Origin of the sequence: uncultured Eudoraea sp., assembly GCF_947490415.1 — a bacterium.
GTDB lineage: Bacteria > Bacteroidota > Bacteroidia > Flavobacteriales > Flavobacteriaceae > Eudoraea.
Window position 1 is genome coordinate 1,089,445 of sequence record NZ_CANLGX010000001.1, and the last position, 11,715, is coordinate 1,101,159.

Here is an 11,715-nt window from a genome sequence, read left to right on the forward strand (position 1 = left end):
TTCCTAGTACAAAACAAATAATTTATTCTAATGAAGTTATTATTTCTAAATCTGCTACTTTTACCTTTTATGATGTTTTCTCAGAACAAACTTTCGGTAGACGTAACCGGGGTTAAAAGCAATAACGGCAGTGTACTTGTTGCAGTATACGATAGTTCGGATAGTTTTTTGGATTCAGATAAAATGTTTTCAGGAGGTAGCAGTAAAGCAGAATTAGGGAATACATTGGTTATAATTGATGATTTACCGGATGGGGAATATGCACTGGCAATTTTTCATGATGAAGATGGTGATGACGAATTGGATACCAACTGGATTGGAATACCAAAAGAACCTATTTGTTTTTCAATTGGAAAGATGAAAACATTTGGGCCTCCAAAATATAGTGAATGCGCGTTCAAAGTAGAGGGAGATAAAAAAATCCAGGTTTCTCTTTAATAAAATTCACTTCATGTTTCTTTTCAGGCCAATTTGTGTGAAACCACACTACTATTAGCGCAATCACACAAGGCCGAGACTAAAATAAAAATTAGAAAAGGAGAATATTTTTTTCATTTATTGAATAAATTATCCTTTGAAGTATTCCCGGACTATCTGTATATTTAAAACTATTATGGAGACTATTCTAATTGTTCAGTTACTAGGTGCTTTACTGGGATTACTAGCCGTGGTGTTTGGTGCGTTTGGGGCTCATACACTAAAGAAATCCCTCTCGGAAGCACAGCTTAAAAGTTTTGAAACAGGCGTAAAGTATCAAATGTACCATGCTATTTTGTTGCTTGTCCTGGGATTTAATCTGGGTTTCACCACAGCTTTGGAGAAAAATATGGCCTATTGCATTATCATAGGCACTTTTCTTTTTTCCTTTAGCATATATGCACTTTCTATAGGTGCCTCAAAGGGGAAATCCTTGAAATTTTTAGGACCTGTTACTCCTTTGGGCGGATTGCTCTTGATAATGGGCTGGGGGTTGCTGTTTTATTCCTTTATTGCAAATATGGTATAATCTTAATGACATCCGCAATTGCCCTGTTCACATGAGCCTTTGGTCGCTTTTTTGGAAGAAAACAGACGCTTAGGCAGGAAGTACTTTTTGGCTATATAAAATATGGCAATAGCTAAAGTCAGATAAACCAATATGGGTTGCAGTACACTCATCTTATTTCAAAACCTGATAGGCAATTAAAGCTACAATATACGCAAAAACACTCATAAACACCAATTGAGCCATAGGCCATCGCCAGCTATTAGTTTCACGCTTTACAATGGCCAGGGTACTCATGCACTGCATAGCAAAGGCATAAAAAAGGAGCAGTGAAATACCAGAGGCCAGATCAAATAAGGGTTTTTTGGTAGTGGGATTTATTTCTGAAGCCATCCTGTGTTTAATAGTATCCTCCTCGTCGTTGCCAACACTATAGATAGTGGCCAAAGTCCCAACAAAAACTTCCCGTGCAGCAAAAGAAGTCAATACGGCAATACCTATCTTCCAGTCGTAACCTAAAGGTGCTACTGCGGGTTCAATGGCTTTCCCAATGGTACCTATATATGAATTTTCAAGTTTGAAACCTGCTATTTCCTGTTTACGTGCTTTTTGAATTAGAACAAGTTCTTTTTCATTTAATGAATCCCTGATTTCGTTATTAGTAATTTGGGCCTTACTATCCTTCAGAAAAGATTCATAATCACTCAATTCATTTTGAATGCTGCTGGTATTGAACTTGGTAAAACCTTCAGTATCAATTTTCTCATTAATTATCTCGTCCGCATTTTTAAAGTTGGAAGAGTAGCCATTTGAGCCCAAAAACCATAAAACAATTGAAATTGCAAGGATAATTTTACCCGCACCATAAACAAAACTTTTGGTCTTTTCAATTACCGTATAAGCTACATTCTTTAAAAGAGGCAACTTATAACTTGGCATTTCTACCATAAAAAATGATCTGCTTTTTATGTTAAGAATTTTGTTGAGAATCATTGCAGATACAATTGCGGCCCCAAATCCAATCAAGTACAACAAGGTAAGTGTGAGTGCCTGATAACTCAGGCCTATAATTCTACCCTCAGGAATAACCAGTGCAATAATGATGAGATATACCGGGAGACGAGCAGAGCAGGTAACAAAGGGGGTTACTAAAATGGTAATAAGACGTTCCTTCCAGTTTTCAATATTACGCGTAGCCATCACTGCGGGAATCGCACAGGCCGTTCCGGAAATTAATGGGACTACACTTTTCCCACTTAAACCAAAGGGCCTCATTATACGATCCATTAAAAAGACCACCCTACTCATATATCCGGACTCCTCCAATAGGGCAATAAACAAAAATAAAAAGGCGATCTGAGGAATGAATATTACGATTCCTCCAATACCTGCAAGTATACCTTCTGCTAAAAGATCAGTGAACATTCCCGGCGGCAAGGAAGTTTTTATCCAGTTGCTTGCAGCGGCAAACTGCTCGTCAATAAAATCCATTGGATAACTACTCCAGTCGTAAATGGCTTGAAAAATGGTCAATAAAATGACCAGGAAAATTAAGTAACCGAATATCTTATGGGTTAAAACCCTATCTACTGTTGCTCTGAATCCCTTTGCAGCATTCCTGTCTATTTTATAGGTCTCTTTTAATACTCCATTTATAAATTGATATCGGAGAATGGTCTCCTTCTGTTGTAGTCTTTTTAATTCTGACTTGGTCTTTGTGGTAAATGAAGAGGTGTCCTGTACGGCCTTTTTCTCAATAGGCATAAAATTGACATCCTGTGTAATTACAAGCCACAACTTATAGAGATCTTCATTGGGAAATGTCCGTTGTAATCTTTCAAAATATTCCGGCGCTATGACCGTGGCATCTACGTTCGGTTTAACAGACAAATTTTTATAATCTGCAATCAATTGGCGAATTCGCTCTATTCCTGTACCCTGTCTTGTACTTACCAGAGCTATTTTGGTATTTAATTTTTTTTCAAGGAGAGATACGTCCAGGGTAATACCCTTTTTAGGCATCCGGTCCGACATATTGATGACCAAAATTGTGGGGATCTTAAGGTCTTTTATTTGAGTGAAAATAAGCAGATTTCTCTTTAAATTTTCAACATCACTAATAACCACGGCTACATCAGGGAAATCCTTGTCGTTTTTATTTAGAAGTAATTCTACAACTACACTTTCGTCAAGGGAAGTTGTATTTAGACTATAAGTGCCCGGTAGATCCAGAATATGAGCTTTAACGCCTCGGGGCAATTTACAGATACCTTCCTTTTTCTCAACAGTTATCCCCGGGTAATTACCTACTTTTTGATTCAGGCCGGTTAATTGGTTAAAAACAGAGGTCTTTCCTGTATTGGGGTTACCGATAAGTGCTACATTAATATTTTTACTCATAATGTGGCTTTATCTTCTATAAGATCTAACTCAATTTGAAGGGCAACGGATCTTCTTATGGCAATATGAGAACCATTAACATTTATATATAAAGGATCTTTTAGAGGGGCTATTTGAATCAATTCTACCTCATTTCCCGGAAGGCACCCTAATTCTAATAATTTAATAGGCAGCATGCCCTTGGTAAATTCTTTAATAATTCCCCTTTCACCTCGCTTTAAATGTGCAACAGTTGTAACCAATTTTTATTTAGATTGATTTTAAGTAAGGACAAAAATAATGGAAAAAGATGAGGTATTAGGGCAAATATTGAAAAAAGAAAAACATGAAATTTCTTAAAATAACAGGATTGGGTATGACCGGAATTGACACCTTAATTAAGGTAAGACATTTTTAAAACTTCCAGATCCTGCAGTAATTTATCCATTTCCTCTTTGTTGGTGCCATCATAAGTTCCTCTTATTCTGCGATCTTTATCGATTAAAATAAAGTTTTCCGTGTGTATCATATCAAATGGCCCACCGTCTCCATCAGTTTTTACTGCCAGATAGGATTTTCGGGCCAGTTCATAAATATGTTTTTTATCGCCGGTGACCAAATTCCATTTTTTATCATTAACTCCTTTTTCTAATGCATATTTTTTAAGTTGAGCAACAGAATCTATATCTGGTGTAACGGAATGCGATAATAGCAGCACATCCTTGTCATTTGCAATCTGGGATTGTAAATAGACCATATTTTCAGTCATTACCGGGCATATAGTGGGGCAGGTGGTAAAGAAGAAGTCGGCCACATAGATTTTATTTTTATAAAAATCCTGCGTTATGGTCTCGCCGTTTTGGTTAGTAAGTGAAAAGTTGGCAATGGTGTGGTATTTTTTTACATGGACCAGAGTACTATCTACCAATTCTGAATTAAAATCTGCCGGTTGATATACAGGGAGTACCTTTTTAGGCTGCAACGCATTGTAAAACAAATAAATGATAATCGCAGAAAGCAAAAGGAGTACGATTCCAAAAAATTTGTATTTACTGAAGAAAGAAAGCATTCGCCGTTTTTTGCAAAGGTACAGCGGCAAATCATAGCATTCAAAAACTTTGATATGGGTTTGCTGCTAAAACTTTCTTAAATATCTGCCCGGGACCATAGTTTCTTTTTATAAGACCTTGTAAAAGTGTACTTTTGTGCGCTTTACTTATAAAATCTATAGATGGATCCCATACTTATAAAGACCATACAGTTTTTTCTGAGTCTTTCACTTTTAATTGTTCTTCATGAATTAGGACATTTTATCCCGGCTAAGCTATTTAAGACGCGGGTGGAGAAATTTTATCTTTTTTTTGATATTAAATTTTCCCTTTTTAAGAAAAAAATTGGAGAAACTGTTTATGGGATCGGATGGCTGCCACTGGGAGGTTATGTTAAGATAGCAGGCATGATTGATGAGAGTATGGACACGGCCCAAATGGCGGAAGAACCTAAGCCCTGGGAGTTTAGATCCAAGCCGGCCTGGCAGCGACTCATTATTATGCTCGGAGGTGTTACAGTAAACTTTATCCTGGCAGTTATCATTTATATTGGAATGGCCTATTCTTATGGAGACCAATACATACCCATGGATAGCTTAAGCGATGGTATTTGGGTTACGGAAAAGAATATTGGTGATGAATTAGGGGTGCAAACCGGGGATCAGATTGTCGCTATTGATGGGGAAGAAGTTGAAAATTTTGATAGTCTTTTGGGGGAAATAATCAATGGCAACACCATAACCATTGAAAGGGATGGAACCACTATTGAAAAGGAAATTCCCGTAGATTTCATATCCACATTATTGGAGGACGAGGATAAAATAAGATTTATAAGCCCCAGGCTTCCTTTTATTGTGGGAGGCATACCCAAAGAATCAGCGAATAAGGATTCGGGACTGAAAGTAAAGGATCATATAGTTGGTATTGGAGATCAGAAGATTAGGTATTTTGATGAAGCCAAAGCCGTAATACAACGTTATACAAACCAAAAAGTAGATCTTATAGTAAGTCGGGATGGAAGGGAAGAACAAATCCCAGTGGTAATTAGTGATTCAGCTACTATCGGAATTACTATGGGAGCCCTGCCTTTTGACCAAATGGAGGAGATGGGCTATTTTAGGTTAGAGACCAGGAAATATACTTTTATGGAGTCTATTCCCGCCGGAATTGATAAGGGGGTGACCACACTAGTAAGTTACGTAAAACAACTAAAGAAAATATTCAACCCGGAAACCGGAGCCTATAAGGGCGTTGGAGGTTTTGCTGCTATAGGCGGTATGTTTCCGGATACCTGGAACTGGCCTGTATTTTGGTCAACCACGGCATTGATATCCATCATTTTGGCTTTTATGAATATATTGCCAATCCCGGCATTAGACGGGGGGCACGTTACTTTTTTATTATATGAAATGGTTACGGGAAGAAAACCCAGCGACAAATTTTTGGAGTATGCCCAGATGATCGGATTCTTCCTTTTAATCGCATTACTGTTATTTGCCAACGGCAATGATATTTATAAATGGCTTTCTAAATAGAAAACAGATTTTTTTTGTTGGGCTATTTGAAAGAAACTATTATATTTGCATCCCGAAAAACGGGGAAACATTCCTCCTTAGCTCATCCCGATAGCTATCGGGAGGTTAGAGTTTCGGGAGACGTTCATATTTTTTTGATTTGCATTATGTTTATATCCTTTATTCTGATTTATTAAATCGATATTATATCGGGGAATCGGAGAATGTGGTTAGGAGATTGAAAGAGCATAATGATGGTTATTTTAAAAGTTCTTTTAACAGTACTGTTAACGATTGGATAGTATATCTATCCATTGTATGTTTAGACAGAATACAGGCAAGAAAAATTGAAAAGCATCTTAAGAGTATGAAAAGCCGGAAATATATTCAGAATTTAAAGGAATATCCTGAATTGATTTCTAAATTGAAAAATAAATTTAATTAAATATTCCTCCTTAGCTCAGTTGGTTAGAGCATCTGACTGTTAATCAGAGGGTCCTTGGTTCGAGCCCAAGAGGGGGAGCAAAGAAGTAGAGCGGAGCTCACTTCATTGCTACACCGAAGCCATCCACCAAAGTGGGTGGCTTTTTTCGTTAGAAAAGCTGGGTGAGAAGTTTATCCCGCCGAATCCGCCCTAGGCGGAGAAGGAGGAAGCCCAAGAGGGGGAGCATTGATAATGAAGGAGTTACAGAAATGTAGCTCCTTTTTTTGTTTCTAATGTTTACAACCACGTTTACAACCATGCTCATTTTTGCCTCTTTTTAGTTCATATTTACGTAAAATGAATATTGTTTGTTTTATGTAACGAGTCTTTAGAAATCTAGGAAAAGCATTTATACTAAATATACCTCATCTAAATAACTACTTCTTCAATTATTCAGATGCAAAGGAGATATAAAAAGCTCCCCAAAATCTGAGGAGTCTTTCAAATTTGTAATGAAAGTTTAGTTAATAGCCGCAATTACAATTATAGTGTTGTTACCCTTTCTATCTTTAATTGTAATTGTAACAGATTTTCTAGTACTTGGAAATAGATACTTAATATAAATGTTCGATCATTTTTAATTTTCCACAAATAGCTTAATATTTTTTTTTGTTCAGTTTCTGATACATTCAAAGGAAGTTCAATTGATTCCATTTCACCATAATTATTAAAAATTAGATTCGGTGAAATATGATTGTTAATTTCTTTGAAATAGTTATCGTAAAAGTTTCCTTCAGGATCTTGTTCCTCCAACTTCATAATAAATGGATAATCTTGTTCATATAAATTAATAATGTCATTTCGTAAAGAATCATGTTTAATTAATTCAAGACCTCTGGATTTTAATGATTCATAACCTGATCTATTTTGGATTGAGATATAACCTCTAGTTAAATATGAATAATAATAATTAATCGAATCTGTTTGTACTTGCTTGTTGGTGAAGATGTCATAGTAATATTCGCAGGCTTTAAGACCTGCTCTATGCGCACTCATATTAGTCTTTATATCAATTAAATCTTGCTTCAACCCTTTTGAAATTTCTACTAAAATTTTATTTTCAATATTATTTTCCTTTCTCTCTTCATTCCAATTATTTATACTCAGTGCGATTAATATTCCAATAACAACAAGTACAATTTCACCAATCGCATATTTTAAATACTTACCAGTTTTATTTTTTTCCATAAGGTCGTAGCGTATTTTTCTAAAGAATTTTATCATGGTTTATGGTTGGTCATAATGAAGGCTAACTTGTTTATATGGATGTAAAATACATCTTTATAAACCTATATCAGAATAAAACAGATATATTGTGGTAACCATTATTAAAGATTGCTGAAAATAAAAAGTCAAACTATCAACAATAAAAATCCTATATAAAAACCAGGAAAACAAGATTAAAACGGATTAAGCCTGATTTTGAAGTTTTGTACTAAATTGGAATTGTTGCCAGCAGTTACTTATTAAGATTTTCGTATTTATAGAATTCTTCTGGTCCAATTTTGTTGATAAGCATTTCCCCTTCAGCTTTTATATAACCAACGTCATTTGCATATTCTGCCCAATCTTTAATGAGCTCCTTTAGTTTTTCAGGTTCCTGCAGAGACAGGTCATGTTTCTCAAGAGGATCTGTAGATAAATCATAAAGTTGCCATATAGGTTCATTAGCATATGGGGGTTGTAACATCATAGCTTTCCATTTTCCCTTAATGACGGCTTTGCATTCCATCATCTCAAAAAGTAATGGATTTATAGAAGTGTTGCGGACTAATACCGCCTTTCCTTCTAAAAGCTTTTTGGCTGATTTTCCGTAAAAAGGTGCCAGTTCATTTTCTTTATATTTAGCCGGACGCGATACTTCGACAAAGTCAAGAATGGTTGGAAAAATGTCGCATACATGCATGCCGGTATTAGTATAGAATTTTTCCTTTTCAATACCGGGCCCAGCAATTATCAGTGGCGCATGTATGCCTCCTTCTCCCGTAGTAGTTTTAAAATATGTAAAAGGTGTATTGCTTACTTCTGCCCATGCACCTCCCTGAGAAATAAAAGAATTACCTTTTCCAAGATTGCTAAAGCTATTATTAAAGTTCTCAGCTAAATATTCTTTTGAATTCCCCGGATAAGCAACTGCCTCTTTAGGATTTGCCCCATTATCTGACAGAAAAACAATAATAGTGTTTTCATATTTCCCGGCTTCTTTCAATGAATCAATTAAGCGTCCGATATGAAAGTCGAGATTTTCAACCATTGACGCATAAATTTCCATAATTCGCGCTTGCATTTTCTTTTGATCGTCATCTAAATCTCCCCACTTGGGAAATTTACCTGTGCCAGGATTATAGGGGACAGACTCCTTTACAATCCCAATCTTTTTTGTACGTGCAAGACGGTCCCTTTTTGTTTGTTCATAACCTGAATCATAAACACCTTTATAATTATCTAAATACTCATCAGGTACGTGAAGTGGATCATGCGGTGCTGTGTACGCAAGAAATCCAAAAAAAGGGGAATCGTCTTCCTGTTCTATAATATAATTAATCATCTTATCTGTGAAGTCTTTGCTGGAATAAAAATCGTCATGAAGCTTTTCCACAATATCTTTATCCTTAACATAAAAAGTAACCGGTTCTTCTCCGGGGCCAAGAGCAAATGGATTAGTAAAATGTCCTGATCCACCTCCAAGAAGTCCAAAACTTTTTTCAAAACCTCTATTTGCAGGATAACTTTCTTCGTGATGTCCCAAATGCCATTTACCTGTCATATACGTATGATAACCATTATCACGCAAAACTTCTGGTATTGTAATAACTCGATTATTTAGTGAGCCTTCATACCCGGGTTTTAGGTATTGATTCTCAGTATGTCCCGGGGGCATTGTCCCCAAACCATTTTGATGATTATCGACACCGGTTAATAACATAGCACGTGTTGGTGCACAAAGAGATGAGACATAAAAATCTGTAAATTTCACACCTTGATTTGCAAGCTTATCAAGATTCGGAGTTCTAATCTCACTTCCAAAGCAGCCTAAGTCAGAATATCCTAGGTCATCAACTAATATTAACAGAATATTAGGTCTTGGTATTTTTTTGGAATAATCCTTTTGATTCTGGTTGCAACCGTATAATCCAGCAATGAGTAATAGGATAAAGAATGGTTTAACATGTTTTTTCATAACCAGAGTCTAGTAGAGCGTTATTTAAATAAAGACTGAAATTAGTACTGGAAATGAGAGAATACAATGATAATTATCACCAAAAACATAATATTATCAAAAGGTAATAATAAGAGTTGTTATATAATTGAATAATCTCAGATACTCCATTAAATCTGAATGTCTAATTCTTAAATATTATTGACTGATTTAAATTTTTTTACCATTCTTCAGTATCTTAGGAAGAACAACCAACCATTTGTTATGATCAACTTCTTCCGTAAAATCCGCAAAAAACTCTCAGACGATGGCAAGCCTTTAAAATACCTTAGGTATGCCTTTGGAGAAATACTCTTGGTAGTTGTCGGGATATTGATAGCTTTGAATATTAATAATTGGAATGAGAATAGGAAAGCAGAAAAACTAGAACTTAAAATCTTAAAAGAATTAAAAGGTGAGTTTACAAAGAATCAGGTTGAACTTGACTCGGCAATTGCAGCTCACCAATTAATTAAAGATATTTCAAAGGAGCTGTCCGAAATTATTGGGCAAGAATCGGTCATAACAGATATAGAAAAGTTTAATAAGTTGGCTTCAATTACGATCTTTCCACCAAAGTATGATCCTTCTGATGGTGTTCTAAATGCCGTCATTTCGTCTGGTGATCTTTCTTTATTTGAAAATGATGAACTAAAATATTCGCTTTCTTCATTGTCAGGTCTCATCAAGAGATATGAACATTGGGTGGAAGTAGATTATAATAATATAATTGCTTCTGGCCCAATTATTATTGAGCGTTACTCTCTAAGAAATTTTCCGTTTGTCGCAACATTGGGTCAAAGTAAGTTTGAAGGTAATCCTCATCAGCTTTCAAGAAGTTTGGAATTTGAGTCATATGTTGTGCTTCGCTGGAATAATGCAGGAACGCTAAAATCGTTTGCTGTTGATATTTATGAAGAACAGGACAAGATTATCCAATTAATCGATGCAGAAATTCAGCGATTAGAATAAGACTAAAATTAACGACCACCAACAAATGCTAAAAATGAATATGCGAACTGATCATTTTGAAACATATCCGCAAATATCAAACTTAATCATATCTAGCAACTGGGGCGCATACTCATTTTAGCTAGATGTTGTGCTTCATTATAACCAACCATTAACCAATGATAAAATTCTTTAGAAAAATAAGACAGAATATGATTAAAGAAAATAAAGCCAGCAAGTATATGCTTTATGCAATTGGTGAGATTGTTCTGGTTGTTATTGGAATTTTAATCGCATTACAAATTAACAATTGGAGCGAATCTAGAAAAAATAGTTATAAAGAAGATGAATTAAAAAGGGCTTTACTGAGTGATTTTAAAGAAACGAAAATAAGACTTCAAGAAACTATAAAAAGACAGCAACAAGTAATTGATTATTCTAGACAGTTAATAATAAGCTATGACACTAAACAATTAATGAGTATAAAGGACTCTTTACCCCTATTTACAGGATTTGGTTTTGGTTCATGGTGGAGAGCAGAGCCTGTTACAAAAACCTATCAATCCATGATTAATACAGGTAACATTAACTTATTAAGCGATGATATTTTAAAACAAAAACTAGCAGAATTTCACGCTGAACTCGACAGTGGCTTTGAAGATCAAGAAGAAAGCATGAACTTGTTGAACGCTTTAAGTATACAATTAGCACCTTATGGATTTATGCTGAAAGAAAATATTGCAAGGAAAGAAATTGGCATACCCCATTTGAATGATTCCTTATTAAAATATATAGTATCTGATAAAGACGTAATGAAACTACAGCTAGACCATTCATTATTTAACCTTGCAGCGAAAAGAATGCTATTAGAAAATAATCGCTTAAAAAGCCAAAGAAAAATGGAAGGTTTTGTGGATGATATTCTTTTAATTTTAAACAAACATGATTAAGTGATTTGAAACAATCAAATTCGTTTTTAACAGAAGGGAAAAACATGACTTACTTTAAAAATGTCCTTATAGAATTGATAAAATCAGTGAAAAAATAGCTTATACACGTTGTTGTGCTTTCGTTATTATTTTAGTTCATTATTTAAAGATTCTAAAAGTACTTCTATTTCTTGTTCACAGTTAAACATTGATCTTTTAACTGAT

At 35.1% G+C, this 11,715-nt stretch carries 11 protein-coding genes and 1 tRNA gene; 7 read left to right on the forward strand and 5 right to left on the reverse strand.

Annotated elements, in window-relative coordinates:
• The first annotated feature begins 30 nt into the window (after positions 1 to 30).
• Together Q0874_RS04785 and Q0874_RS04790 are read left to right on the forward strand one after the other, a co-directional pair.
• Positions 31 to 438: a DUF2141 domain-containing protein gene (locus tag Q0874_RS04785; protein ID WP_299160035.1), complete on the forward strand. Its 408-nt coding sequence runs from the start codon at positions 31 to 33 to the stop codon at positions 436 to 438.
• A gap of 175 nt (positions 439 to 613) precedes the next feature.
• Positions 614 to 1,006: a DUF423 domain-containing protein gene (locus Q0874_RS04790; protein ID WP_299160037.1), complete on the forward strand. Its 393-nt coding sequence runs from the start codon at positions 614 to 616 to the stop codon at positions 1,004 to 1,006.
• A gap of 153 nt (positions 1,007 to 1,159) precedes the next feature.
• Here Q0874_RS04790 and feoB read toward each other — a convergent pair whose 3' ends face one another.
• The 3 genes from feoB to Q0874_RS04805 form a co-directional block, all read right to left on the reverse strand.
• Positions 1,160 to 3,385, reverse strand: a complete 2,226-nt coding sequence (gene feoB, locus Q0874_RS04795) for a ferrous iron transport protein B (RefSeq protein ID WP_299160040.1) — start codon at positions 3,383 to 3,385, stop codon at positions 1,160 to 1,162.
• Positions 3,382 to 3,627: a FeoA family protein gene (locus Q0874_RS04800; protein ID WP_299160043.1), complete on the reverse strand. Its 246-nt coding sequence runs from the start codon at positions 3,625 to 3,627 to the stop codon at positions 3,382 to 3,384. Before Q0874_RS04800 ends, feoB begins: the two co-directional genes overlap by 4 nt.
• A 131-nt stretch (positions 3,628 to 3,758) precedes the next feature.
• Entirely contained in the window at positions 3,759 to 4,433 is a 675-nt protein-coding gene (locus Q0874_RS04805) for an SCO family protein (protein WP_299160047.1), read from the reverse strand.
• A gap of 162 nt (positions 4,434 to 4,595) precedes the next feature.
• Between Q0874_RS04805 and rseP the strand changes: the two genes are divergently transcribed.
• The 3 genes from rseP to Q0874_RS04820 all read left to right on the forward strand — a co-directional run bounded on the left by rseP (position 4,596) and on the right by Q0874_RS04820 (position 6,450).
• Positions 4,596 to 5,948: an RIP metalloprotease RseP gene (gene rseP / locus Q0874_RS04810; RefSeq protein WP_299160050.1), complete on the forward strand. Its 1,353-nt coding sequence runs from the start codon at positions 4,596 to 4,598 to the stop codon at positions 5,946 to 5,948.
• Between the two features lie 139 nt (positions 5,949 to 6,087).
• Positions 6,088 to 6,372 carry a GIY-YIG nuclease family protein gene (locus tag Q0874_RS04815; protein WP_299160053.1) on the forward strand — a complete coding sequence of 95 codons (285 nt, stop codon included), beginning with the start codon at positions 6,088 to 6,090 and terminating at the stop codon, positions 6,370 to 6,372.
• Between the two features lie 4 nt (positions 6,373 to 6,376).
• A tRNA-Asn gene (locus Q0874_RS04820) sits at positions 6,377 to 6,450 on the forward strand.
• Between the two features lie 444 nt (positions 6,451 to 6,894).
• On the opposite strand, the gene Q0874_RS04825 is transcribed toward Q0874_RS04820, so the two are convergent.
• Positions 6,895 to 7,599, reverse strand: coding sequence for a DUF6090 family protein (locus Q0874_RS04825; RefSeq protein ID WP_299160056.1), 705 nt, complete (start codon positions 7,597 to 7,599; stop codon positions 6,895 to 6,897).
• 271 nt (positions 7,600 to 7,870) lie between these two features.
• A complete protein-coding gene (locus Q0874_RS04830; RefSeq protein ID WP_299160058.1) occupies positions 7,871 to 9,592 on the reverse strand; it encodes an arylsulfatase in 1,722 nt (573 codons plus the stop codon).
• 243 nt (positions 9,593 to 9,835) lie between these two features.
• Here Q0874_RS04830 and Q0874_RS04835 point away from each other — a divergent pair, with 243 nt between their 5' ends.
• On the forward strand, positions 9,836 to 10,582 hold the full coding sequence (locus tag Q0874_RS04835) for a DUF6090 family protein (RefSeq protein ID WP_299160060.1): 747 nt from the start codon (positions 9,836 to 9,838) through the stop codon (positions 10,580 to 10,582).
• Positions 10,583 to 10,740: 158 nt separating this feature from the next.
• On the forward strand, positions 10,741 to 11,511 hold the full coding sequence (locus tag Q0874_RS04840) for a DUF6090 family protein (RefSeq protein ID WP_299160063.1): 771 nt from the start codon (positions 10,741 to 10,743) through the stop codon (positions 11,509 to 11,511).
• Positions 11,512 to 11,715 lie beyond the last annotated feature (204 nt).

What these genes read in the sequence shown, in the direction of transcription:
- Q0874_RS04825 (WP_299160056.1), bottom strand. Translation starts at nt 7,599, where the DNA reads ATGGAAAAAAATAAAACTGGTAAGTATTTAAAATATGCGATTGGTGAA.
- feoB (WP_299160040.1), bottom strand. Translation starts at nt 3,385, where the DNA reads ATGAGTAAAAATATTAATGTAGCACTTATCGGTAACCCCAATACAGGA.
- Q0874_RS04835 (WP_299160060.1), top strand. Translation starts at nt 9,836, where the DNA reads ATGATCAACTTCTTCCGTAAAATCCGCAAAAAACTCTCAGACGATGGC.
- Q0874_RS04805 (WP_299160047.1), bottom strand. Translation starts at nt 4,433, where the DNA reads ATGCTTTCTTTCTTCAGTAAATACAAATTTTTTGGAATCGTACTCCTT.
- Q0874_RS04830 (WP_299160058.1), bottom strand. Translation starts at nt 9,592, where the DNA reads ATGAAAAAACATGTTAAACCATTCTTTATCCTATTACTCATTGCTGGA.
- Q0874_RS04790 (WP_299160037.1), top strand. Translation starts at nt 614, where the DNA reads ATGGAGACTATTCTAATTGTTCAGTTACTAGGTGCTTTACTGGGATTA.
- Q0874_RS04840 (WP_299160063.1), top strand. Translation starts at nt 10,741, where the DNA reads ATGATAAAATTCTTTAGAAAAATAAGACAGAATATGATTAAAGAAAAT.
- rseP (WP_299160050.1), top strand. Translation starts at nt 4,596, where the DNA reads ATGGATCCCATACTTATAAAGACCATACAGTTTTTTCTGAGTCTTTCA.
- Q0874_RS04785 (WP_299160035.1), top strand. Translation starts at nt 31, where the DNA reads ATGAAGTTATTATTTCTAAATCTGCTACTTTTACCTTTTATGATGTTT.